Source organism: Rhizobium sp. 62_C5_N11_2, assembly GCF_051811185.1.
Taxonomy (GTDB): Bacteria; Pseudomonadota; Alphaproteobacteria; order Rhizobiales; family Rhizobiaceae; genus Rhizobium; species Rhizobium leguminosarum.
This window is the reverse complement of record NZ_JBPWPW010000005.1, coordinates 207,715-230,253: the sequence shown is the minus strand read 5'-3', so window position 1 is coordinate 230,253 and position 22,539 is coordinate 207,715. Positions and strand designations below refer to the sequence as shown.

Here is a 22,539-nt window from a genome sequence, read left to right as displayed (position 1 = left end):
GATTCTCCGAACCGGTCCAGAAGTTTAGGGTTAACAGAACGTTAACGACTGGGGACAATCTGCATGAAGCTATTCGGGTTTTTGCTTTTTTGCTCCGTAAGTTAGCTCACATCACCGAGTCCTTGATCCCGGATTGTTCTCCTGTGAATCCTACAAATCCGAACAGCATAACAACAAGGAGATTCGGAGGTTCTGTAGCACCACACCCCCCTTGAACCGCGACTCACCTCGCAACGCGCATGTTGAATCCTACAATTGCCCCTCGATTCCAATCTGTGCTGATTTCCGGCCGTCCAACAAACGACGGAGAAAATCATGCAGATTCTCGCGATCTCAACGCCTCGGACGATCCTAGAGGCGCACCTCCTTCACATCCACTATCAGCTACGTGCGCGGGTCTTTTCCGATCGCCTGGGCTGGGAAGTCAACGTGACGGCGGGGTGTGGGTCCGATGATTTTGACGCGCTTCGGCCGACCTACGTTCTCGCCATCGCAGAGACGGGCCAACTGGCGGGGTGCGTGAGGCTCCTTCCCACGCTTGGTCCGACAATGGTAGCCGACGTTTTTCCGTCGCTTCTCCCCGACGGTCGACTCAACGGTCATGCCGCGATGATCGAGAGTTCTCGCTTCTGCGTCGACACGGCTCTCGCGGAGGGGAGGGGGGACGGCTTCGTCCACGAAGCCACGCTGACCATGTTCGCGGGCATCATCGAATGGTGCATGGCGAATGGCTACACCGAGATTGTCACGGTAACCGATATTCGGTTCGAGCGGATCCTCGCTCGCGTCGGATGGCCGCTCAAGCGTTTGGGCGAGCCAAAGAAGATCGGCGTGACGATGGCCGTGGCTGGGGTCCTGCCCGCCAATGCGGCGACGTTCCTCAGCCTCCGCCCTTCCAATTACCGTTCTGAACTCACCCCTCTCAGCCAGGCAGCTTAAGGAGAAATCCGTGAACCAGCTTCGCTCCCACCCGCGGCTTGTCCGCAAACTGCAAGAAGCGCTTGGCGATCAGCTCTGCGTGGCGCTGGACGACGCGAATGTTGTCGAGATCATGCTCAATCCGGACGGAAAGCTGTTCATCGAACGCCTCGGTCACGGCGTTGCGCCCGCCGGCGAGATGTCGTCTGCCGCCGCGGAGATGGTGATCGGGACCGTGGCGCATGCGCTTCAATCCGAAGTGGACACGGAACAGCCGATCATCTCCGGCGAGCTGCCGATCGGCGGCCACCGCTTTGAGGGTCTGTTGCCCCCAATCGTCGCCAAGCCTGCCTTTACCATTCGGCGCCGCGCGTCACGCCTCATTCCGCTCGAAGATTATGTCCGCACCGGCGTCATGAGCGAGTACCAGGCATCGACGATCCGCAGCGCCATTTCCGCGAGGCTTAACATTATCATTTCCGGAGGAACCGGTTCGGGCAAGACGACGCTTGCAAACGCTGTGATCGACGCGATCGTCAAATCTGCGCCGGAGGATCGCCTGGTCATTCTTGAAGACACCGCGGAAATCCAATGCGCGGCCGAAAACGCCGTTCTCCTCCATACCAGCGATACGATCGATATGGCGCGGCTCTTGAAGAGCACCATGCGGCTGCGTCCCGACCGGATCGTCGTTGGCGAAGTCCGCGACGGCGCGGCCCTGACGTTGCTCAAGGCCTGGAACACCGGCCACCCCGGGGGCGTGGCGACCGTTCACTCCAACACTGCCATGTCGGCGCTGCGTCGCCTTGAACAGCTGACGGCCGAAGCAAGCCAGCAGCCGATGCCCGAGGTGATCGGAGAGGCCGTCGACCTGGTTATCTCGATCGAACGGACGCCGCGTGGGCGTCTTGTTCGAGACATCATCCAAGTCGAGCGGTTCATCAACGGACGGTACGAGATCGAATCCGATCAGCTCACCGAAGAACAGGAGGCGCGCCATGTCGCGTAAGCATGCTCTCATCGTTGCCGCGCTCTGGGCGGTGCCAATCGTTCTTGCCTCGGTCGCGCCGGCGCTTGCCAGCTCCGGCGGCAGCCTCCCATGGGAAGGGCCGCTGCAACAGATCCAGGAGTCGATCACAGGTCCGGTCGCGGGTGCGATCGCGCTTGCAGCCGTGGCCATTGCCGGCGGCATGCTCATCTTCGGCGGCGAGCTCAACGATTTCGCGCGGCGACTTGTGTACGTCGTTCTCGTCGCCGGCATCCTGCTCGGCGCCACCAACATCGTCGGCCTGTTCGGTGCGACGGGCGCTTCGATCGGGCTGACGGACGATCAGATCACAATTGTTTCGAACGGAGGAGGGGAGGGCGATCATGGTTGAGTCCCTTTCCGGCCTGCGGCGCAACCGAATCCACCGCGCGCTTTCGCGCCCGAACCTACTGATGGGCGCCGACCGGGAGTTGGTGCTGATCACGGGTCTTGCAGCGGTGATCCTGATCTTCGTCGTCCTCACTGTTTATTCGGCGCTCTTCGGCGTCGCTGTATGGGTCGTGATCGTCGGGCTGCTCAGAATGATGGCGAAGTCCGACCCGCTGACGCGGCAAGTCTATATCAGGCACATTTCCTACAAGCCCTACTACAAGGCGACCACTTCGCCGTGGCGGCGGTATTGAGGAGGCGGCCATGGTAGCTCTCAAACGCTTCCGGGTGACCGGCCCATCCTTTGCCGATCTCGTTCCCTACGCCGGCCTCGTCGACAATGGTGTCCTCCTGTTGAAGGACGGAAGCCTGATGGCCGGCTGGTATTTCGCTGGCCCGGACTCCGAAAGCGCGACCGACCTCGAGCGCAACGAGCTGTCGAGGCAGATCAATGCCGTTCTGTCACGGCTTGGAAGTGGCTGGATGATCCAGGTCGAGGCCATCCGCATTCCGACGGTCGACTATCCCTCGGAAGACCGTTGCCATTTCCCTGACCCGGTGACCCGTGCGATCGATGTCGAGCGCCGGGCGCATTTCGCACGCGAGCAGGGGCATTTCGAGAGCAAGCATGCGCTGATCCTTACCTACCGGCCGCTCGAGTCCAGGAAGACTGCTCTCAGCAAATACATCTACTCGGATGAGGAAAGCCGGAAGAAATCCTACGCGGACACTGTGCTCTTCGTGTTCAAGAACGCGGTGCGAGAGCTTGAGCAGTATTTTGCCAACACACTTTCGATCCGACGAATGGAAACCCGCGAAACGGTCGAAAGGGGAGGGGAGAGGATTGCCCGATATGACGAGCTCCTCCAGTTCGCCCGATTCTGCACCACCGGGGAAAGCCATCCAATCCGGCTTCCCGATGTTCCCATGTATCTCGACTGGATCGCCACCGCAGAGCTCGAACACGGGCTGACGCCAAAAGTCGAAAACCGTTTCCTCGGCGTCGTTGCGATCGATGGTCTGCCGGCCGAAAGCTGGCCGGGCATTCTGAACAGCCTAGACCTGATGCCGCTGACCTACCGATGGTCATCGCGCTTCATCTTTCTCGATGCCGAGGAGGCCCGACAGAAGCTCGAACGCACACGCAAGAAATGGCAACAGAAAGTTCGGCCGTTCTTCGACCAGATATTCCAGACACAAAGTCGATCCGTCGACCAGGACGCCATGACCATGGTGGCCGAGACTGAGGACGCCATCGCGCAGGCCTCATCGCAGCTGGTTGCCTATGGCTATTACACACCGGTCGTCGTGCTGTTCGACAGCGATCGCGAAGCACTCCAGGAGAAGGCCGAAGCGATCCGCCGGCTGATCCAGGCGGAAGGTTTCGGGGCGCGGATCGAAACGCTCAACGCCACTGACGCCTATCTCGGTAGCTTGCCAGGCAACTGGTATTGCAACATCCGTGAGCCGCTGATCAACACCAGCAATCTCGCCGACTTGATTCCGCTGAACTCCGTCTGGTCCGGAAATCCGGTCTCCCCATGCCCCTTTTACCCACCGAATTCCCCGCCCTTGATGCAGGTCGCGAGCGGCTCGACAGCGTTCCGTCTGAACCTGCACGTCGATGATGTCGGCCACACGCTGATCTTCGGGCCGACCGGTTCAGGCAAGTCTACTTTGCTCGCCCTGATCGCGGCACAGTTTCGCCGGTACGAAAATGCGCAGATCTTCGCCTTTGACAAAGGCAGTTCACTTCTGCCCCTGACGCATGCAGCCGGCGGCGATCTCTATGAGATCGGTGGTGACAGTGCGGAGGGAGAAAGGGCGTTGGCCTTTTGCCCCTTGTCCGAACTCAAAAGTGACGCCGACCGGGCGTGGGCGACAGAATGGATCGAGATGCTGGTCGGCCTGCAGGGTGTCACCATCACCCCCGATCATCGTAACGCCATCTCTCGGCAGATCGGCCTGATGGCGAGCGCATCCGGTCGGTCGCTGTCTGATTTCGTCAGCGGCGTGCAGCTGCGCGAGATCAAGGACGCACTGCATCACTACACCGTCGATGGTCCAATGGGCCAGCTTCTCGATGGGGAAGAGGACGGCCTCACGCTCGGCGCCTTCCAGACCTTCGAGACCGAACAACTGATGAACATGGGTGAGCGAAATCTCGTGCCAGTGCTGACCTACCTGTTCCGTCGAATTGAGAAGCGTTTGGATGGGTCCCCCAGTCTGATCGTGCTCGACGAGGCGTGGCTGATGCTCGGCCATCCTGTATTCCGCGACAAGATTCGCGAGTGGCTGAAGGTGCTGCGCAAGGCGAATTGCGCTGTCGTTCTTGCGACCCAATCGATCTCCGATGCCGAACGGTCCGGGATTATCGACGTGCTGAAGGAATCCTGCCCGACCAAGATTTGCCTTCCGAATGGCGCCGCCCGTGAGTCGGGCACGCGAGAATTCTACGAGAGCATCGGCTTCAACGAGCGACAGATCGAGATCGTCGCTACCGCCATGCCGAAGCGCGAATACTACGTCGCCACGCCAGAAGGCCGGCGGCTCTTCGACATGTCGCTTGGGCCAGTCGCCCTGAGCTTCGTCGGCGCGTCGGGCAAAGAGGACCTCAAACGCATCCGCGCGCTGAAATCCGAACATGGCCGCGACTGGCCGATCCACTGGCTTGAAACGAGAGGAGTTCACGATGCCGCATCGCTACTCAAGTACGAATAGATGGCTTGCCCGCTTGGCGGCCGCCGCTCTCGTGATCGGAGCTGCAGGCTCAGTGCAAGCCGGTACAGCCACCGGCGCTGCGACCGAATGGACGCAGCTCGCCAACAATGCGCAGCTCGTGGATCTCATGAAAAGCTCCGGCATCCAGGTCGACAATCAACTGACCCAGATCAGCCAGCTTGCAGAGCAGATCCAGAACCAGCTGAAGATCTACGAGAACATGCTGCAAAACACTGCGCAGCTTCCTCACCATGTCTGGGGTCAGGTCGAAAGCGATCTCAACCAGCTGCGCAGTATCGTCGACCAGGGACAGGGCATCGCCTTTTCGATGGGGAATGCGGACGACGTTCTTCAGCAGCGCTTTCAGAGTTATGCCGATCTCAAGACGAATTTGCCGGACAACGCAACGTTCTCCTCGACCTACCAGTCCTGGTCGAACACCAACCGCGACACAATCGCCAGCTCGCTGAAAGCGGCGAGCCTCACGGCCGACCAGTTCGATAGCGAGGAAGATTCGATGTCGTCGTTGAGGTCGATGTCCGAAACGGCTGACGGGCAGATGAAGGCCTTGCAGGTCGGCCACGAGATCGCCGCCCAGCAAGTCGCGCAAATGCAGAAGCTTCGCGGTCTCGTCTCCCAACAGATGACAATGATGGGAACCTGGCTTCAGACGGAACAGACCGACAAGGACCTGGCGCAGGCGCGGCGGGAAAAGTTCTTCAACGCGGAGGTCAAGAGCGTTCCGGAAGGCCAGAAAATGGAACCGCGATGGTGAGCCGCCCCGTCCTGATTGCCTTGCTGGTGGCTGCCGCCGCTGCATCGTCTGCAGCGACTGTGCTAATCCTCAATTCGCGAAACACAGGAATAACTGCGCTAACCGAGGAGCAGCGCGCCGTCCGGGAAAAATTCTTCGGCTCCGACAAGGAACTGCCGCCGATCAAGGAAGGCCAGGAGATGCGCCCGAGATGGTGAAGGTAACTGTTGCGCGTTCGTTCCTGATTACAGGCCTCTTCTTCCTCGCCTATGCAGTTCCCGCATTTGCGCAGGAGGGACAGGTCCTCACGGAACTGGAAAACCAGGTCTCGTCCGCTGCGAAGGGGTGGGAGACCACCATCATGGAGGCGGCGAAATCCCTATTCTGGATTCTCGCAACGATCGAGATCGGCATTGCCGCCGTCTGGTTGGCGATACAGTCAGCTTCACTGGACAGCTGGTTCGCCGAACTGGTGCGGCGGATCATGTTCATCGGGTTCTTCGCATTCGTTCTGACCCAAGGTCCGACCTTTGCGCGAGCAGTAGTCGACAGCCTTTTCCAGATTGGCGCCGGCGGGGGTTCAGCTTCGCCCGCTGAAGTGTTCGATGCAGGCATCCGCGTCGCCTCCCAAATGTCGCAACAAGCACAGTTCGGGGTGTTCGAAGACAATGCGCTCGCGATTGCCGCCGTTCTCGCCATGGGCATCGTTGTCATCTGCTTCTCGCTGGTTGCGGCTATTTTCGTGTCGGTCATGGTCGAAATGTATGTCGGCTTGCTCGCCGGCATGATCATGCTCGGACTGGGCGGCTCTTCCTTCACGAAAGACTTTGCTGTTCGCTACCTCGTCTATGCCTTCGGCGTCGGCATGAAGCTCATGGCCTTGGTGATGATCGCCAAGATCGGATCGAACGTGCTGCTCGGCCTCGCTCAAGCTCCGACTGCCTCGTCAGATCAGTTCGTCACCACCTTGGCCATCGCCGGTATTTCCGTCGTGGTCTTCATTATCGCCATGTATGTCCCGAACATCATTCAAGGCGTTGTCCAGGGCGCATCGGTTTCCGGAGGAATGGAAGCGATCCGCCACGGCGGGCAGGCGGCCTCTTTCGCCGCGGGCGCTGGCTTCCTCGCTGCCGGCGCTGCCGGCGCGGGCTTTGCGGCCGCTCAAGCCGCACGAGCTGGCGGTTCATCCGTCGCTGGTGCCGCTCTACGGGGGATAGGTGCAGGCTTCGGTTCCGGCGCGCAAGCAGCCGGATCGGCCGCGAAGGAAAAGGCGATCGGTTCGCCCGGCGCCTATGCGGGGTCCATTCTCGGACTGGCCAACGCCAAGCTCGATCAACAGCGCGGCGGTCATAGCGGACCGAAACCTCCTCCCGAACGCAACGACAAACCGTAATCGAGACAAGGGAAGAATAAATGGCAGCGAACCGCGCCCCGGAAAACCCGTATCTTGCCGCCCGCCAGGAATGGAGCGAACGTTATGGCTCCTATGTGAAGGCCGCAGCCGCATGGCGCATTGTCGGTGTCCTCGGCCTGGTCATGGCCGTCATCGGCTTCAGCTACGCGATGTATCTGAGCACGCAAGTGAGGCTCGTGCCTTACATCGTCGAGGTCGACAAGCTCGGAGCCGCAGTCACGGCAGGCTTTCCCGAGCAGATCGAGTATGCCGATGTCCGCGTGGTGCGCGCCACACTCGGCAACTTCGTCACAAGCTTTCGCTCGATCACGCCGGATGCGGTGGTGCAGAAGCAATATATCGACCGCACCTACGCCCTTCTTCGCACCTCCGACCCGTCAACCGAGAAGGTCAACGCCTGGTTTCGAGGCAATTCTCCATTCGAGAAGGCGAAGTCCTCGACCGTTGCCATCGAGGTCAACAACATCGTCGCGCTCTCGAACCAGACCTATCAGATCGACTGGACGGAATACGAGCGGGACCGCAAGGGCAAGGAAACCGGCACACGCCGTTTCCGCGGGATCGCAACGGTGACGCTCACCGCGCCACAGGATGAGGCGACGATTCGCCTCAATCCGATCGGCCTCTACGTCCGGGATTTTGACTGGACGGGACAGCTTTAAGGGCAGGGATTCTTTCAATGAAAAAAACGGGATTGATCGCAGCCGCCGGCTGCATGGCCGGACTCTTGCTTGCGGCGGGCGCGCAGGCGCAAAGCATGACGACGAATGAGGTCAGGGGAACAAATCTTTCCAGAAAGTGGCGTGGCACGCCGGGACTGGTTACGACAGGTCCGGACGGCAAGGTGATCTTTCTGTTCGGCGAGACCCAGCCGTCCGTCGTCTGCTCGCCGCTGCAGGTCTGCGACATCGAACTTCAGGGTGGCGAGATCGTCCGCGACGTCCTCGTCGGCGACACCGTGCGCTGGAAGGTAGAGCCTGCGACGTCGGGAGCGACAGGCGGGCAGGCCATCCACCTGATCGTCAAACCCTCCGAACCTGGGCTCGTTACCTCGATGGTCGTGACGACATCGCGGCGCACCTATCATATCCAGCTCAAGTCCCACCCCAGCCAGTACATGGCGCGCGTTGGGTTCGAATATCCGGAAGACGTGTCGACCAAGCTCGCCGACATCAACGCCCGTCTCGAAACCGGTGGCATTCCGGGCGCCGCGCCGGACAAGCTGAATTTTTCCTATTCGATCAGCGGCAGTGCTTCTTGGAAACCGAAACGGGTCTATTCGGACGGGGTGAAGACCTACATCCAGTTCCCGAAATCGATCTCCGGCGAGGACGCGCCGGTGCTCTTCGTCGTCTCCGGCGGTCAAAATCGCATCGTCAATTATCGGATGAAGAACGACGTGATGACCGTCGACTATGCGATCGACAAGGCGATCCTCGTTTCCGGCGTCGGTTGGCGGCAACAGAAGATCAGGATCCGGAGGGGAGGCTGACCATGCGGAGGCTTCTCGCGTTTTTCATCGCGGTCGCGCTGCTCTCCGGCTGCCAAACGGCGGGCGACGCACTGACCACCAGTTCCACGCCTGTGGCCGTCACCGGACCGGCTGCAAGCGCCATCGCCGGCGACATGGCAAGTCGCCTGGCTGAACAGATCGGCCCGGCCGGTGCTACGAACACGATCAAAATGGAAAAGGATACGTCTGAATTCGCGACCGCCCTTGAGGCGGCCCTGAAAGGGTGGGGCTATACAGTCGCCACCGACGGCAAAACGGCCAAAGACGTCAAGCCGGTCGAACTTGATTATGCAATCGAGGGCTTCGACGGGCAGGTGCTGGTGCGGCTCTCGACGCCTTCCATCGCTCTTGGCCGCGCCTATACGCCGACAGAGGCCGGCGCCACGCCGGCCAGTCCGCTTTCGATCATGCAGCGCAATTGACGGAGACAAACATGGTCCAGTCGCTCCAGCTTGGCACGCCCAGCCAAGCCGACGATCAGAATGGCATGCGCCGGCTCAACCGCCTGCCGATCATCGTCGCCATCATCGTCATCGTGCTATTCATCGGCGTCGTCGTGATTGGTCTATCGCTGCGGGGGCTCTCCTTCAATCGTGGCGACATCGAGGGTGCTTCCAACACACCGGCGACGACTTTCGGGGACCAACTCAAGCGGGGTGTCACGGATGGCATTATCGGTGAACCAGAAAAGCAGGAGGTGTTTCAGCCGACACCCGTCGTGGTGGAAAAAAAGGAGACGCAGGAACCGGTCGTCGAGCGCCGACCTGAGGAGAGACAAGACCGTCGCCAAAGGCTCGAGTCAGAGGAAGAGTGGAAGGCTCGCCTGAAACGGGAGGAGGATGAACAATATATGCGCGAGGCCCAGCGCCAACGGATGGCACGTCTCCAGGCTCGCGCGACGGCGCTCGAATCGCCGTTGCAGGTAGACATCTCCGACGTCGAGAAGGCCGCAAACTCCACCAACGACACCGGCCGTCAGCCGACAAATATCGCAGCAAACAGCGCGTCAGACCTTTATGCCGCCGCCATGAAATCCGGCCTGATGGGACAGAACGTCGATCAGAACGGGCAGACGTCGAAGGAGGACTTTTTCAATCAGGACATCAAGGATCTCGGCTACCTGCCGAACCAGGTCGTGCCGCAGATGTCGCCGTATGAGCTGAAGCGTGGCTCAGTCATTCCCGCCACCTTGATCACCGGCCTCAACTCCGACCTGCCGGGGCGCATCAGCGCGCAGGTCAGCCAGAACGTCTATGACAGCGCCACCGGCTATCGGCTCCTGATCCCGCAGGGTGCCAAGCTCTTTGGCCGTTACGATTCCAAAGTCTCGTTCGGCCAGGAGCGTGTCCTCGTGGTCTGGACCGACCTGATCTTTCCTAATGGATCGACCCTGCAGATCGGCGGCATGGCCGGCACGGACGCCGAGGGATATGGCGGCTTCAAGGACAAGGTCGATCGGCATCTCTGGCGCACCTGGAGCTCGGCAGCACTCGTCGCGTTGATCGGAACTGGGATCGACATGTCGATGCCGGAGAGTTCGACGATTGCGACGCAGGACACGGCGTCCGATGCGGCTAGGCGGAATTTCGCGGAAAGCTTCGGGCGCGTCGCGGAGCAGACGATCTCGAAGAACCTCAATGTCCAGCCGACGATCCAAATCCGCCCGGGCTACAAATTCAACGTGCTCGTCGATCAGGATATTATTTTTCCGCAAGCTTATCGACGGTAGCAACTGTGATGAATTCTCTTATCACTGCACATGCTCCAAAAATACTCGCGACGATAGCGGCTTCCACAGTATATGGGCTTTTTCCGCCCTTAGGGGTTGCATTTAGCGACTGGCTCGGCGATTCTGGGGTCACTAACCCGCAAACGATAATGACTGTTACGGAAAGAAGCATGCAGGAAAACGAGCATTCGCCAACCTATCCCAACGCTTTCAGCGCGATGAAAAATGCGGCGACAGTGGCGTCCGCTTTGGATGAATTCCAATCGCACTATCCCATTGATTTCGTCACATTCCATCTTGCGAGGACAATCGTCGATAGCGTTGACGCGCCATTTGTACGAACCACCTATCCCGATAGCTGGGTTTCGCGCTATCTGCTTAACGACTACATAAACGTCGATCCAATCATTCGAGAGGGTTTTTCTCGACAGCTGCCTTTCGATTGGCGCGAGATTGATATTGCCGAGACCGCGCAGGAGTTCATGGTCGATGCCGAGCTGCACGGAATCGGGAGCAACGGGGTCTCTATCCCGATTGTTGACAAATCGCGTCGTTCGCTCCTTTCGATCAACTCCCAGAAGAGCGATGATGAGTGGGCGTTCATCGAGCGCCAATTTTTACCGGAGTGGCTTGAGCTCGGATTCCTTCTGCACCGCAAAGCAGTGTTCGAACTCCACGGAGAGAATGATCCCGTGCCTGCGCTAGGATCACGGGAAATCGAGTGCCTTCATTGGGCCTCGCGCGGTAAAGATAGCAAGGACATTGGCAAGATTCTGGGATTATCCGAGCATACGACGCGCGGCTACCTGAAATCGGCACGCTATAAGCTGGGTTGCCCCACATTGTCGGCCGCCATAGCCCATGCAGTACACCTGAACCTCATCACTCCTCATCTGGGTACCCCAACCTAGGGGTATCAGTCCGGGGGATTTATCTCCGCGCATTCCCGCTGCATGTTCGGACAGCCCGACGAACAGAGGGAGAGTGGGATTGAACGACGCGTTGAGGAATTTGATCGATACGATAGAGGCGTCGCAAGATGAGGTAGCGATCAAAACAGCGTTGCGTAACTACGGCAATGCATTCGGGCTTGAGCGATATGCTTATGTCGACGCGTCAGGCACCGAAATTCGCACCTTCAACAACTATCCAAAAGAATGGCAAGAAACATATTTAGCCAATCATTATTCACGCATCGATCCAGTCGTAACTGAAGCCAGGCGCCGACGCGAGGCCTTTGTCTGGACCGCAGATGATTGGCCGGCTCGAGGCATGTCCCAACTTCGAAAGTTCCGAGATCAGGCGTTCGATCACGGGATCCGTCGCGGCGTCACAATCGGGCTGAACGGCAGTTTCGGTTCACACATGATGCTGACGTTTGCAACATCGGAGGCACGAACAGATTTCCATGAATTGCAGCAAACACTTCCAGCTTTGCAGGCTTTGATGGTCATTCACTACCAATTGAGGTTCATCGCTGCGAAGATGCGCCTCGCCCCAAAGCAAACGCTGTCACCGCGTGAAGTGATGTGCCTTATGTGGGCGACGAAGGGAAAGACCGCACCCGAGACGGCGGTGCTCACCGGCATCAATGCTAGAACCGTGCAACACTATCTCGACAAGGCGCGTGAAAAGTTTGACGCCCAGTCCGTGCCGCAGCTCGTCGCAATTGCCAAGGATCGCGGCTTGGTCTGACGTTTATCCGTCACTCTCAAGTGGCACGTCCGGAACGTAGCCGAGCGCGTCCAGGATTTTCGAGAGTTCCTCTTGCTGGTTCTCGGACTTCTTCTGGCGCGCGATGTGTTCGTTTTGAAGGGCTTGAAGCACCGAACCGGAGATCGACGGGTCGTCACTGGCGAGAACCCACTCGTCATATACGGCTTGATCGGCTGCGAGGAGCCGACGGTGTTCGCGGATCGCCGAAACAGCCAGCGTCTCCAAATCCGATTTTCGCGCTGAACTGTAACGAAGTTGTCTTCCATTTTTGTCGTCTGCGCCGGATGAGCTGGCGTCCTTCATCCCCGTCTCCTCAAATTGCATACTGTGACGTCAAGACCCGAGGCCGCATACGCTCGCGATTAAATACCAGATCGTCACAGGATGGGAGGGAGTTCGTATTTTGAGCGGCTCAGCACTCGCGCGAAACTAACTTTCTGACGCTGCTGCATCATCTTGATTCGTCAACGGAATGTCTTTGTAGAGAATACTCCGTGGTGAAATACTCTACAAGCCGATGCTCTCTCGATCATGGAGATTCGAGAGGTATTTGCACGAAATCTGAAAGCCGCGCGGCTGGCCAAAGGCCTATCGCAAGAAGAGCTTGCTTTTCGAGCAGATATCGATCGCACTTACATCAGCTCCCTCGAGCGCAGCGTCTACAATGCGAGCATCGATGTGGTGGACCGCTTAGCAGCGATTTTGGAAGTAGAAGCATCTGATCTGCTGAAGCGGCCGCCGGAGAAGAAGTGACCCCTCCTTACTGGTCTGACGGGTCCCTGGTATCGAGAAGCTCCGTCAATCTTTACGGGCGATGTCAGCTGCATTATATATTCTCCACAAGGAGAATGATTATGACCGACACCTCACACGCCTACACGCCCGCCGAGGCCGCGGCTGTCAGCGAGATCGCTGTGAAGTCAGTGCACAATGCGATCGACAAGCGGATCATCGCGACGCATCTCATTGGCAGCCGGGGTCGAGCGCTCACCGATGAGGATCTGCTTCGGTTGAAGCTCTGGTACGGCGTCGGATCGATCTTGTCTGCCGAGCGCCGCAAGCGCTTATTCGATACGATCGACCAGAACCCGCATGCCGAAACTGTTAGGGCAGACGACTATCTCATTATCGACGTTGCGCGGGCACGAGAACAATTGGCCGCGCGGGCCGAGGCGCTTCGAGAGGCCGAACGAATGATTGAAAGCGTGAAAGGGGTCGTGGGCGGCGAGCCGGTGTTCAAGCGAACCCGTGTTCCCGTGCGAACGATTGCCGCGATGAAGACCCAGGGCGCAAGTACCGCGGAAATCGTCGAGGGTTATCCTGCGGTCACCGAGCGTATGGTGGACCTTGCCGAGATCTGGGCTGCGGCCCATCCCGGCAGGGGCCGGCCGCGGAAGCTTTCGGAACAGGGCCTGACGGTGAAATCCGTGAAGCGTCTGCGATTTCGAAACGACAGCGCTCCCAAACCCTCCGGCTCGACCTCGTGAAGTTCCTTATCGATGAATGCCTCCACACATCGCTTGTGGCCGTAGCGCAAGCGCATGGCCACGATTGTTTTCATGTGAACTGGCTGGGACTGAGCGGCGAAACCGACTGGGATCTGATGCCTCGGATCATCGAGGAGGATTTCACGTTCGTGACGAACAACGCCCGCGACTTCCGGAAGCTGTACGCGAAAGAGGAATTGCATGCGGGCCTGGTGATCATTGTCCCGCAGGTGCTTCCCGCGCAGCAACGAGAATTGTTTGCCCCTCATACTGCAGGATTTGGCGGGAGAGCAGGCTATGGTCAACGAAGTCATCGAAGTGACCCTCGATGGCGAGGACGCTGTTCTCACGCGCTATTCGCTTCCGGAGGCTTAGCGGCCTTCATTTGGCATCATTTGCCCCCAATCCTCGACAGGTCAATCCGCATCTCCGCTGATCCGACGCTTTCGGCATCTGTATCCGCAGGCGGCAGGTCGACGGTGGCCTTGTCCTGGTGTGCAGGCAACACGTTGTCGATCGTGACGCTTTTCCCAGGATCTTCCGCCTGAAAAACGCTCACCCCCTCGAACTCTCCGGTCTTCCAGGCATAGACCGCATCGTCGAAGATCTGCGGGAAGACATCGTCGTTCTTCGGATTGCCGTACCACTTGGCGACAATCCGCAAGACCTTGGCAAACATAGCCGTTCCCTTGCGGAGGTTTTCGCAAGGATCGACGAGATCGGGCTTCAGATCAGCCGCGTCCTTCACACCGACGCCAGCCGGAAACTGCGTCAGGCCGACACGCACCACCGCCTGGCCGACATACTGCCGGACGATCGCCATCGCCTCATCCTGCGTTGTCGCCTTCGGAACGAGGATCAATCGGCCACCTGATTTGACGGTGACGGCGAGCGGACCATTTGCGCCCGCCGCGGTCACGAACTGCTCGACGATTGCGGGCTTCAAAGAGGGGTCGGCGCATTGTTGGATGAGAGCGGCGTCGAGCATCAGGTCTCCATGGCATTCAGGTGTTGAAGGAGAAAACGACGGGTTTGTCGAACAGACGCGCCCAAGCGTTTGTGCTGGCGCGCTGGATAGCCACGATGGACGTCCCCTTGGTCCACCAACCGTTGCCGACGGCAATGACGACGTCCGGATCGTGGAGCATGGATTGGAGAAGGGGCCAGACGATCAGTTGCTCGTAGCAGATCAGGGGTGCGGCCCGCCTGTAGGCAATTGTCGCGACCGGGTTCGCGAAGAAATGCGCTCGCGCTCCGCCGCTCTGACCGAGGAGGGGCCGCCAAGGCTGCCACATCGAACCTGGCACCGGCATGCGCTCGCGATAAAGGAGGCGAGCCCCGTCGCTGGAGATGGCGATCAGAACATTGTCGTATCCGCCTGCATCTACGACAGCGGCGCCGGCGATAACGGTGGCGTCAGTTGCCTGCAAAGCTCGCACCCATAGCCGCTCGACGGTCGGCGTCCAGAAGCCAAGAGCGCTTTCGGGAAGAACAATCGAGCGGGCGCCGCCCGATGCCCGATCCGTGACCGTGGCAATCAGATCACGGTAACGCTGCAAGCTAGTGTCGCGCCCCAACGACGCTCCCATTTCGAGATCGACCCCCTGCCAACCTTGGGGTAGCGTCGATTCGTCCCAGGTTGCGGCGGACCCGATCCAAAAGCCTGCCAGGACGATCGCGACAGCTCGCCACATGCGGGTTACGAGGCCCATGAGGCCGGCTGTCACGGCAACCAGCCCCCACCATCCCCATCCTGGAAACAGCACGCCCGCGGCCGTGATCGGATGAGCCCAGCCGGTGATGCCGAATGGCGGAATGGCCATCAGAGCCGCTGCCAGGAAATAGTGACACGGACGAGCACCCGTCTCCTTCGTCCAGAGGACGGTGTACACGATGACGAAGCCGGTGGACGCACAGAGCCAGAGCAATAATCCAGGCCAGAGGTCAGACGAATAGAAGGTGGCTACGCCCTGCGGCAGACCGCGTGACGCAGCGAGAAAATAGCCGGCCGAGACAAACGCGGCCGTCAGCCTCGTTCGCGCAAGCGCCCAGAGAACCGGAAACGCGAGCGCGACCGGGAGAAGGAGGACATGTCCACTCCATCCCACCGTCCCGGCGACGATTGAAACGGCCATCAATGCGGTTGGCTGGAGGTGCTCACGGCGCATAGGTGAGCACCGGTTGCGCCAGACCGAGGATTCCGGAGGCGGGCAGGGGGCCGAAATAGCGGGAGTCATAGGAGCTCCTGAACGGTGAATGGAGAAAGACGCTTTCGTCGGGCACGACGCCGCCGGGAAATGGCTTCATCGACCGGCCATTGCCGTCCCGCTCTGCCAGATCGGAAAATGGGATTGGATGCCCATCGATTGTCACTCGGGCGCCGATTTGAACATGCTGCCCGGGGACTGCGACGACGGTCTTGATGAGCGGCGCTACGCCGCCCGGGCAGGTGCCGGAGCGGAGATAACCACGCTCTCTCGCCGCCATCATCACCGCAGTTTGCGGAGGGCAAATGAAGACAAGGTCTCCGGCAGCGGCCGGGCGATCGAGCGCCACGATCCGCCAGAGGCCGAGGGGTTCGCTCGGTGTCAGGTTGATGCGGAAACCGCCGACGATTGCGGCAGCAACACCGCTGCCAACGATGGATGCCGCCAAGGCCAAGAGCACGACTGCATGCGCCCTTTGAGCGCGTCGCGTCCCAAACGCAAACACGGATGTCTTCATTTGAGCGAGAGCCCCTGGCTCTTCGTCTGACGCAGGGTCTCCGCTTGCTTCAGCGCCTCGGTCGTGCGCTCATGAGCGGCGAGTTGCTGCACCGTCCGCATCGAATTCCACGCCGATTGCACCTCCGTCTTCTGTCCGGCCGTCATTCCCGAAGTGACGGCACTGAAGGTCTGTCCATTGGGTTCCTTCGCGGCAAGCGACAGGAAGGTTCGCTCGCCGAACCGCTCCGATACCGCCTTGGCGAAACCCTCCAGTTCCGCCTTCACCATTTTGTCGGCGAGCGCGTATTCGAGACCGGCGGGCAGGTCGTTCCGGTCGATCGCATCGCGAACGCGTTCCAATGTTTGTTTTGCGTTTGGCGACAGTGCGGGAATATCGATCGAGACCTTCAGCCGGACGGCACGTTCTTCGACCTCGAACTTGCGTTCCGCCTCCGCCCGCTGGCGCAGATAGCGCTCCAAATTTCGGGCCAGCGCCGGCGCATTGGTCCCAGCCTTCTCGCGCTCCTGTCTGTCGGAGCGGCTGGCGAGGATCCCGGTCTTGCCCTTCAGCGCGCCGAAGCTTTCGGGCTCCGACCCAAGCTTGGCCAACGTGGATTTCTGGGCGGTCTCGTCCTTCAGCATTGCATCGACATTGACTGCCTTGAACGCGCTTTCCGGCTGGGCGTAAACGAGGTGGAAGCGGGTCGAGACCTCCTCCCATTGCTTCTTCAATCCTGGATCGGCGGCGATCTTGTCCTCGATCGCCTGGTCGACCGATTTGGCGAAGGTTGTGATGCCCGAGACCATCGGCTTTGCCTCCTTGGTGTTGTTTTGGGTTGGGGACTGCGCGGCGCCGCGGATGAGGCCGAGCTTGCCGGCGACGGCGGCAAGGCGAGCGCCGAGATTGGCAAGTTTTTGCTTTTGGCTGACGACCCATTCCAGCCGGTCGCGAACCAGGGTTCGGGCGACGTTGACCAGATGCAGACCGCGTGCTTCGGCAAAACGAAGCGCCTCGCGGTAGAAGTCACTTTTCTCGTAATCGAGAGTCGTTTCCTTCGCGTTCCTTCGCGACAAGATCGGGATCAACCCACCGTTCTTCGCGAAGGATCTACGGCCGTAGTAGACGGTCAGGTCCTCACGATGACGGGTCATGGCGACATAGGTGAGATGGCGATCGAGCGAAAGGGAAGCGAGCACCTTGACCTGGTCGACCGTCGCGCCCTGGCTCTTGTGGATGGTCGTGGCATAGCCGTGATCGAGGTTGTTGTAGAAGCGCTGTTCGACCAGCACCTGGCGAGCATTCTCCCTCTCGCCGATCCGCGCGGTGATGCGTCCTGGTCCCGTCTCGACGACCTTGGCCAGCATGCCGTTCTTGACGCCGAGCGATCCCTCGTTCTTCAGGAAAACGATCTGATCGCCGACGGCGAAGTTGCGTCCGCCATCGGCGGTCTTGAACATGGTTCCCTGGTCGAGAACCCCGCGTTCGATAAGCTTGATGCGCGCCATTTGGTTGAGCATGCGCACGTCGCGGCGCAGATGAGCGAGGATAAGCGACGTCTTTGCCGGATCGTAATCGCGGTCCCAGGCAGCGATCAGGTTGTCGACTGCGTCGGCTTTCAGGTCCGATCCTATTATCTTGCCATTGGCACGGTAGGCGTCGACCGCCCGGCCGACCTTACCGCGCGCGAGATCGAGCGAGGCATAGCGCATCCATTGCTGGCGCTGGCGATAGATCGTTTCGAGTTCGGCATAGCCGATGCGATCGGCGATGGCGCGGAAGGCAGCCCCAGCCTCGATCGGTTGAAGCTGTTCGGGATCGCCGACGAGAACGAGCTTGGCACCGGCTTTCGTCACCGCTTCGACGAACAGCGCCATCTGCCTAGATGACACCATGCCGGCCTCGTCGAGAACGAACACCGTCTTGCCATCGAGCTGGTCACGGCCCTGGTTCCAGCGAAGGTCCCACGATGCAAGGGTCCGAGAGATGATGCCCGCTTCCTTCTCCAGGCCCTCGGCCGCCTTGCCGGCAAGTGCTGCGCCGACGACCCGATAACCGGCCGCTTCCCATGCCTCCCGCGCCGCCTTCATCATCGTCGTCTTGCCGGCGCCGGCGCGGCCGATCACGGCGGCGATCCGCTCAGGTCCCGCCACATGTTCGATCGCGGTCCTCTGCTCGTCAGATAGACGTTCATGACGCTCGAATGTCGCTGCCAGCACTGCGTCGCGAACGCCATGCGAAGAGCGCTGAGACAGCCAGATGGCGCGATTGGCCATCTCGGCTTCGAGCCGGATCATGTCGCGCGTCGTGTACTTGGCGGGCACTCGGATACCGGTGGCAAGGTCGATCCGCTCGCGCTCGATGCGGAAGGTTTCGGGGTGCAGAATGATCCGTACCATAAGGCTTTGGAACAGATCCGCGTCGTCGACGTAGCGGTGGAGGTTCTTAGCCACGTCGCGCTCGTCGAAGACGCTCTTCTCACGCGTGATCAGGTCGAGCACGAGCTTCGGATTATGGTCGATTCGTCTCGCGTTCTCGGCCCTGCGAGCCTCCTGCAGTTCGAGGCGTTCGAGCTCGACCGGGTCGGACGCACCATCTGATTTTCGCTCGATCGCCTTCGTGCCGACGCCGAGATGGATAGTCGGCTCGAGTTCAATCCCTTGCTTCTCGAAGGAGCGGCCATCGACGTAAATGTCGAGGCCGGCGAGCGCCAGGTGCCTGTTCTGGCAGGCAAACCAGCCGTCGCGAAACGCGTTGAAATCGTCGATGCTTCCGGCCCAAAGCTCATAGACGATTTTGCCGGCGTCGTTGCGGATCGGATTGCCGTCCGGTCCTGTTACCGGGACCTTCTTGGCTCCAAAACCGTCCGCGGTCAGCGGCCGCAAGGTCGTCATGAGATGAACATGCGGATTGCCGGGCGCATCATGGTAGACCCAGTCGGCCACCATGCCCTTCGCCGTGATGTACTGCTCGACGAAATCCCGCACCAGCGCGATGTTCTGCTTGGGCGTCAGCTCGACCGGCAAGGCGATCGTCACATCCTTGGCGAGCTGCGCGTCGGAGCGCTTCTCGAAATCTTCGACCTTGTTCCAGAAAGCCTCGGAAGCGCCGGACACCGAACGATCGGCAATCATCGAGCGCAGCCATTGCGGCGCGTCGGCGGGAATGACGAACTCCTCATGGAGCAATCCCTGCTTGCGGGTGTAATCGATCGTGCGGGCCTCGCGCTCGAACTCCATCTTGGCGCAATGCCGGTAGGCCGCTGACAGCACGGCGCTGCGGCCTGAGCCGCGGGCGACGACGCTGACGGAGAAATGGGGGACGGCCACGGCGGAACTCTTTCAACAGGTTCTGTCCAAGAGCGGCAGGCCCGCTAGGGGCCTCAAGCAAGGACGTCGCACCAGCGACGTATAATTGCGCCCTTCGGATCCGCTCCTTCGGAACGGCCGGGATCATTCACGAAAGCATCGCCCTTGGCGATTGTAGGATTCACAGTAGTGCGTTCCGCACTCACCTCCGGGACATTGGGTACGAAAGACAAGCTTTCTCACCCAAGGGAGTTAGACGGAATGAAGAAGCCATCCTCGAAAATCCGCGACGAAATCGCCAAGCTCCAGGAGCAGCTCAAGGCCGCCGAGACCCGTGAGGCAGAGCGCATCGGCCGGATCGCCCTCAAGGCTGGACTTGGCGACATCGAGATCGACGAGGCGGAGCTGCAGGGCGCCTTCGAGGATCTGGCCAAACGGTTTCGCGGAGGAAAGGCCGCGACGACCGGAGGGAAGAGGGGAGCTGACGTCGGCGAAAGCAGCGCACCGTCCACGCAGAACCCGTCTGTCGCGCCTGCGGGCGGGACTGCTGAGGCTTGAGCGGATGGCGCGCACGACAATATCCGACGCCCGCAAGAAGGACACGCGGGAGAAGATCGAGCTTGGCGGTCTGATCGTCAAAGCCGGTCTTCGCTACGAGAAGCGGGCGCTTCTGCTGGGCGCGCTGATCGATTTGAGCGAGCGGCTCAAAACCAATGTACAGGAACGATCGCGGCTTCTGGCAATCGGTGCGGAGGCCTTTGGGAAAGCCGATGAGTAGGATCATGCTCTTCATCGCCCCCGTCGCGCTCATGATTCTCGTCGCCGCTGGTTTGACCGGGATCGAGCACTGGCTGTCCGGGCTCGGAAAAACGGAAGCCGCACGGCAGACGCTTGGTCGGGCCGGGATCGCGCTGCCTTATGTCAGTGCAGGGCTCGTCGGCATCGTCTTCCTGTTTGCCAGCGCCGGCGCGATCAGGATCAAGACGGCTGGATGGGGCGTCGTCGCCGGCGGTGCGGCGACGATCCTGATCGCCGCAATTCGCGAAACGATGAGGTTGTCTGCGCTCACCGATAAGGTTCCGGCCGGTATGTCCATTTTCTCCTATGTCGATCCGGCGACGCTGATCGGAGCGGCGGCGGCGGCGATTGCCGCATGCTTTGCTCTGCGTGTCGCGTTGGCCGGCAATGCGGCATTCGCCAGCGCCGAGCCGAAGCGCGTCCGCGGCAAGCGGGCGCTGCATGGCGAGGCCGAGTGGATGAAGCTGCCGGAAGCGGCAAACCTGTTTTCGGATACCGGCGGAATCGTGATCGGTGAGCGATACCGTGTCGACAAGGACAGCACCGCAGCGCGCTCGTTTCGTGCCGACGAGCCGGAAACATGGGGCGCCGGCGGCAAATCACCGCTGCTCTGCTTCGACGGCTCGTTCGGTTCGTCGCACGGTATCGTGTTCGCCGGTTCGGGCGGTTTCAAAACAACATCGGTGACGATCCCGACCGCTCTGAAATGGGGCGGCTCGCTGATCGTTCTCGATCCATCGAACGAGGTGGCGCCGATGGTCTCAGCCCACCGGACGAGCGCGAACCGGGATCTGTTTGTCCTCGACCCGAAGAACCCGGCAACAGGCTTCAATGCCCTGGACTGGATCGGCAAGTTCGGCGGGACGAAGGAAGAGGATATCGCCTCCGTCGCCTCATGGATCATGAGCGACAGTGGCGGCGCGCGCGGCGTGCGCGATGATTTCTTCCGAGCCTCGGCATTGCAATTGTTGACGGCGATGATCGCCGATGTTTGTCTCTCCGGTCACACGGAGAAGGAAAACCAAACGCTGCGCCAGGTTCGCGCCAATCTCTCTGAGCCCGAACCGAAGTTGCGGCAACGTCTGCAGGAGATCTACGACAATTCGGACTCGGATTTCGTCAAGGAGAACGTCGCGGCCTTCGTCAATATGACACCCGAAACCTTCTCTGGCGTCTATGCCAACGCGATCAAGGAAACCCACTGGCTGTCGTATTCGAACTATGCCGCGCTGGTTTCGGGTAGGACGTTTTCCACGGGCGATCTCGCCGATGGGAACACCGACGTCTTTATCAACATCGATCTGAAAACACTGGAGACGCATGCCGGCCTCGCGCGCGTCATTATCGGCTCGTTCCTCAACGGGATATATAACCGTAATGGGACTATGCCCGGCAGAGCGCTCTTCCTCCTCGATGAGGTGGCGCGGCTCGGATACATGCGGATCCTGGAAACGGCGCGCGATGCCGGCCGAAAGTACGGCATCACGCTCACCATGATCTACCAGTCGATCGGCCAGATGCGCGAAACCTATGGCGGGCGCGACGCCGCCAGCAAGTGGTTCGAGAGCGCGAGCTGGATCAGTTTTGCGGCGATCAACGATCCGGAAACGGCGGATTACATCTCGCGCCGTTGCGGCACGACGACGGTCGAGATCGACCAGGTCAGCCGCAGTTTCCAGGCGAAGGGATCCTCGCGCACGCGATCGAAGCAGCTGGCCGCGCGACCGTTGATCCAGCCGCACGAGGTGCTTCGCATGCGCGCCGATGAGCAGATCGTCTTTACCGCGGGCAATGCGCCGCTCAGATGTGGCCGCGCGATCTGGTTTCGGCGCGACGACATGAAGGCTTGCGTTGGGACGAACAGGTTTCACAGGCTCAGAGGCACGCCGGAAGCCTCTCGGATCGAGCCGGCGCGCAGTGCAACGAGCAAGGCCGATCCAGAACAATGAAGAGTATCGGAGAAATCAGCATAGCGGCCGCACGAAAGGGCGGGATTTCGGGAATTCTCGTCGTGCGAGGAGCGGGAAACAGCGCAGCCGCAGGAGCCTCAACATAGTGGCC

The 22,539-nt window shown here is 60.2% G+C and carries 24 protein-coding genes and 1 pseudogene; 20 read left to right on the top strand and 5 right to left on the bottom strand.

Annotated features, from left to right (window positions below; all coding sequences use genetic code 11):
* Positions 1-315 precede the first annotated feature (315 nt).
* The 14 genes from AB8B31_RS34720 to AB8B31_RS34655 all read left to right on the top strand — a co-directional run bounded on the left by AB8B31_RS34720 (position 316) and on the right by AB8B31_RS34655 (position 12,161).
* Positions 316-939 (top strand): acyl-homoserine-lactone synthase, encoded by a 624-nt coding sequence (locus AB8B31_RS34720; protein ID WP_141399552.1) that lies wholly within the window; start codon positions 316-318, stop codon positions 937-939.
* A 10-nt stretch (positions 940-949) separates the two neighbouring features.
* Positions 950-1,927, top strand: a complete 978-nt coding sequence (gene trbB, locus AB8B31_RS34715) for a P-type conjugative transfer ATPase TrbB (protein ID WP_064843803.1) — start codon at positions 950-952, stop codon at positions 1,925-1,927.
* On the top strand, positions 1,917-2,297 hold the full coding sequence (locus tag AB8B31_RS34710) for a TrbC/VirB2 family protein (protein ID WP_064843801.1): 381 nt from the start codon (positions 1,917-1,919) through the stop codon (positions 2,295-2,297). Before trbB ends, AB8B31_RS34710 begins: the two co-directional genes overlap by 11 nt.
* Positions 2,290-2,589, top strand: coding sequence for a conjugal transfer protein TrbD (locus AB8B31_RS34705; RefSeq protein ID WP_064843799.1), 300 nt, complete (start codon positions 2,290-2,292; stop codon positions 2,587-2,589). The genes AB8B31_RS34710 and AB8B31_RS34705 overlap by 8 nt, the downstream gene beginning before the upstream one ends.
* Positions 2,590-2,599: 10 nt before the next feature.
* Positions 2,600-5,056: a conjugal transfer protein TrbE gene (locus AB8B31_RS34700; protein ID WP_096771499.1), complete on the top strand. Its 2,457-nt coding sequence runs from the start codon at positions 2,600-2,602 to the stop codon at positions 5,054-5,056.
* Positions 5,028-5,831: a P-type conjugative transfer protein TrbJ gene (gene trbJ, locus AB8B31_RS34695; RefSeq protein WP_064843797.1), complete on the top strand. Its 804-nt coding sequence runs from the start codon at positions 5,028-5,030 to the stop codon at positions 5,829-5,831. Before AB8B31_RS34700 ends, trbJ begins: the two co-directional genes overlap by 29 nt.
* Complete coding sequence (trbK, locus tag AB8B31_RS34690) at positions 5,828-6,028, top strand: entry exclusion protein TrbK (protein WP_081284279.1); 201 nt, start codon at positions 5,828-5,830, stop codon at positions 6,026-6,028. Before trbJ ends, trbK begins: the two co-directional genes overlap by 4 nt.
* Positions 6,022-7,203 carry a P-type conjugative transfer protein TrbL gene (gene trbL / locus AB8B31_RS34685; RefSeq protein ID WP_088395896.1) on the top strand — a complete coding sequence of 394 codons (1,182 nt, stop codon included), beginning with the start codon at positions 6,022-6,024 and terminating at the stop codon, positions 7,201-7,203. Before trbK ends, trbL begins: the two co-directional genes overlap by 7 nt.
* A gap of 20 nt (positions 7,204-7,223) precedes the next feature.
* Entirely contained in the window at positions 7,224-7,886 is a 663-nt protein-coding gene (locus AB8B31_RS34680) for a conjugal transfer protein TrbF (protein WP_088395895.1), read from the top strand.
* A gap of 17 nt (positions 7,887-7,903) precedes the next feature.
* Positions 7,904-8,716, top strand: coding sequence for a P-type conjugative transfer protein TrbG (gene trbG, locus AB8B31_RS34675; protein WP_088395894.1), 813 nt, complete (start codon positions 7,904-7,906; stop codon positions 8,714-8,716).
* A gap of 2 nt (positions 8,717-8,718) precedes the next feature.
* On the top strand, positions 8,719-9,159 hold the full coding sequence (trbH, locus tag AB8B31_RS34670; protein WP_088395893.1) for a conjugal transfer protein TrbH: 441 nt from the start codon (positions 8,719-8,721) through the stop codon (positions 9,157-9,159).
* Positions 9,160-9,170: 11 nt separating this feature from the next.
* Positions 9,171-10,466 carry an IncP-type conjugal transfer protein TrbI gene (gene trbI / locus AB8B31_RS34665; protein ID WP_096771500.1) on the top strand — a complete coding sequence of 432 codons (1,296 nt, stop codon included), beginning with the start codon at positions 9,171-9,173 and terminating at the stop codon, positions 10,464-10,466.
* Between the two features lie 170 nt (positions 10,467-10,636).
* Complete coding sequence (locus tag AB8B31_RS34660) at positions 10,637-11,377, top strand: LuxR family transcriptional regulator (protein ID WP_096764645.1); 741 nt, start codon at positions 10,637-10,639, stop codon at positions 11,375-11,377.
* A 79-nt stretch (positions 11,378-11,456) separates the two neighbouring features.
* Positions 11,457-12,161: an autoinducer binding domain-containing protein gene (locus AB8B31_RS34655; RefSeq protein WP_088395890.1), complete on the top strand. Its 705-nt coding sequence runs from the start codon at positions 11,457-11,459 to the stop codon at positions 12,159-12,161.
* Between the two features lie 3 nt (positions 12,162-12,164).
* On the opposite strand, the gene AB8B31_RS34650 is transcribed toward AB8B31_RS34655, so the two are convergent.
* Positions 12,165-12,485: a transcriptional repressor TraM gene (locus AB8B31_RS34650; protein ID WP_088395889.1), complete on the bottom strand. Its 321-nt coding sequence runs from the start codon at positions 12,483-12,485 to the stop codon at positions 12,165-12,167.
* Between the two features lie 228 nt (positions 12,486-12,713).
* Here AB8B31_RS34650 and AB8B31_RS34645 point away from each other — a divergent pair, with 228 nt between their 5' ends.
* The 3 genes and pseudogenes from AB8B31_RS34645 to AB8B31_RS34635 all read left to right on the top strand — a co-directional run.
* Entirely contained in the window at positions 12,714-12,935 is a 222-nt protein-coding gene (locus AB8B31_RS34645; protein ID WP_088395888.1) for a helix-turn-helix domain-containing protein, read from the top strand.
* 101 nt (positions 12,936-13,036) lie between these two features.
* Positions 13,037-13,669, top strand: a complete 633-nt coding sequence (locus AB8B31_RS34640; protein ID WP_088395887.1) for a DUF433 domain-containing protein — start codon at positions 13,037-13,039, stop codon at positions 13,667-13,669.
* Positions 13,666-13,878: pseudogene (locus tag AB8B31_RS34635) on the top strand (DUF5615 family PIN-like protein); the annotation flags it as partial. The gene AB8B31_RS34640 and the pseudogene AB8B31_RS34635, both read left to right, overlap by 4 nt.
* A 182-nt stretch (positions 13,879-14,060) precedes the next feature.
* Here AB8B31_RS34635 and AB8B31_RS34630 read toward each other — a convergent pair.
* Genes AB8B31_RS34630 through traA form a run of 4 tightly spaced genes read right to left on the bottom strand, consistent with a single transcriptional unit; the run spans position 14,061 to position 19,701 of the window.
* Positions 14,061-14,657: a TraH family protein gene (locus AB8B31_RS34630; RefSeq protein WP_096771501.1), complete on the bottom strand. Its 597-nt coding sequence runs from the start codon at positions 14,655-14,657 to the stop codon at positions 14,061-14,063.
* Between the two features lie 16 nt (positions 14,658-14,673).
* Positions 14,674-15,837 carry a conjugal transfer protein TraB gene (locus AB8B31_RS34625; protein ID WP_088395885.1) on the bottom strand — a complete coding sequence of 388 codons (1,164 nt, stop codon included), beginning with the start codon at positions 15,835-15,837 and terminating at the stop codon, positions 14,674-14,676.
* Entirely contained in the window at positions 15,827-16,393 is a 567-nt protein-coding gene (gene traF, locus AB8B31_RS34620; RefSeq protein ID WP_088395884.1) for a conjugative transfer signal peptidase TraF, read from the bottom strand. Before traF ends, AB8B31_RS34625 begins: the two co-directional genes overlap by 11 nt.
* On the bottom strand, positions 16,390-19,701 hold the full coding sequence (gene traA / locus AB8B31_RS34615) for a Ti-type conjugative transfer relaxase TraA (protein WP_096771502.1): 3,312 nt from the start codon (positions 19,699-19,701) through the stop codon (positions 16,390-16,392). Before traA ends, traF begins: the two co-directional genes overlap by 4 nt.
* Before the next feature lie 240 nt (positions 19,702-19,941).
* On the opposite strand from traA, the gene traC reads away from it, so the two are divergent.
* The 3 genes from traC to traG are packed head-to-tail and all read left to right on the top strand — an operon-like array spanning position 19,942 to position 22,427.
* Entirely contained in the window at positions 19,942-20,238 is a 297-nt protein-coding gene (traC, locus tag AB8B31_RS34610; protein WP_088395915.1) for a conjugal transfer protein TraC, read from the top strand.
* A gap of 4 nt (positions 20,239-20,242) precedes the next feature.
* Positions 20,243-20,458: a type IV conjugative transfer system coupling protein TraD gene (gene traD / locus AB8B31_RS34605; RefSeq protein WP_040140151.1), complete on the top strand. Its 216-nt coding sequence runs from the start codon at positions 20,243-20,245 to the stop codon at positions 20,456-20,458.
* The gene (gene traG / locus AB8B31_RS34600; RefSeq protein ID WP_096771503.1) at positions 20,451-22,427 is read left to right on the top strand and encodes a Ti-type conjugative transfer system protein TraG; all 1,977 of its coding nucleotides are present in this window, start codon (positions 20,451-20,453) and stop codon (positions 22,425-22,427) included. Before traD ends, traG begins: the two co-directional genes overlap by 8 nt.
* Positions 22,428-22,539: the final 112 nt, after the last annotated feature.

Excerpts from the sequence above, each read along its gene's own strand:
- AB8B31_RS34680 (WP_088395895.1), top strand. The coding sequence starts at position 7,224 with ATGGCAGCGAACCGCGCCCCGGAAAACCCGTATCTTGCCGCCCGCCAG.
- traC (WP_088395915.1), top strand. The coding sequence starts at position 19,942 with ATGAAGAAGCCATCCTCGAAAATCCGCGACGAAATCGCCAAGCTCCAG.
- trbL (WP_088395896.1), top strand. The coding sequence starts at position 6,022 with ATGGTGAAGGTAACTGTTGCGCGTTCGTTCCTGATTACAGGCCTCTTC.
- trbJ (WP_064843797.1), top strand. The coding sequence starts at position 5,028 with ATGCCGCATCGCTACTCAAGTACGAATAGATGGCTTGCCCGCTTGGCG.
- AB8B31_RS34720 (WP_141399552.1), top strand. The coding sequence starts at position 316 with ATGCAGATTCTCGCGATCTCAACGCCTCGGACGATCCTAGAGGCGCAC.
- AB8B31_RS34645 (WP_088395888.1), top strand. The coding sequence starts at position 12,714 with ATGGAGATTCGAGAGGTATTTGCACGAAATCTGAAAGCCGCGCGGCTG.
- AB8B31_RS34630 (WP_096771501.1), bottom strand. The coding sequence starts at position 14,657 with ATGCTCGACGCCGCTCTCATCCAACAATGCGCCGACCCCTCTTTGAAG.
- traG (WP_096771503.1), top strand. The coding sequence starts at position 20,451 with ATGAGTAGGATCATGCTCTTCATCGCCCCCGTCGCGCTCATGATTCTC.
- AB8B31_RS34650 (WP_088395889.1), bottom strand. The coding sequence starts at position 12,485 with ATGAAGGACGCCAGCTCATCCGGCGCAGACGACAAAAATGGAAGACAA.
- trbI (WP_096771500.1), top strand. The coding sequence starts at position 9,171 with ATGGTCCAGTCGCTCCAGCTTGGCACGCCCAGCCAAGCCGACGATCAG.
- trbH (WP_088395893.1), top strand. The coding sequence starts at position 8,719 with ATGCGGAGGCTTCTCGCGTTTTTCATCGCGGTCGCGCTGCTCTCCGGC.
- AB8B31_RS34700 (WP_096771499.1), top strand. The coding sequence starts at position 2,600 with ATGGTAGCTCTCAAACGCTTCCGGGTGACCGGCCCATCCTTTGCCGAT.
- traD (WP_040140151.1), top strand. The coding sequence starts at position 20,243 with ATGGCGCGCACGACAATATCCGACGCCCGCAAGAAGGACACGCGGGAG.
- AB8B31_RS34710 (WP_064843801.1), top strand. The coding sequence starts at position 1,917 with ATGTCGCGTAAGCATGCTCTCATCGTTGCCGCGCTCTGGGCGGTGCCA.
- trbG (WP_088395894.1), top strand. The coding sequence starts at position 7,904 with ATGAAAAAAACGGGATTGATCGCAGCCGCCGGCTGCATGGCCGGACTC.
- AB8B31_RS34705 (WP_064843799.1), top strand. The coding sequence starts at position 2,290 with ATGGTTGAGTCCCTTTCCGGCCTGCGGCGCAACCGAATCCACCGCGCG.
- AB8B31_RS34660 (WP_096764645.1), top strand. The coding sequence starts at position 10,637 with ATGCAGGAAAACGAGCATTCGCCAACCTATCCCAACGCTTTCAGCGCG.
- AB8B31_RS34640 (WP_088395887.1), top strand. The coding sequence starts at position 13,037 with ATGACCGACACCTCACACGCCTACACGCCCGCCGAGGCCGCGGCTGTC.
- traF (WP_088395884.1), bottom strand. The coding sequence starts at position 16,393 with ATGAAGACATCCGTGTTTGCGTTTGGGACGCGACGCGCTCAAAGGGCG.
- AB8B31_RS34625 (WP_088395885.1), bottom strand. The coding sequence starts at position 15,837 with ATGCGCCGTGAGCACCTCCAGCCAACCGCATTGATGGCCGTTTCAATC.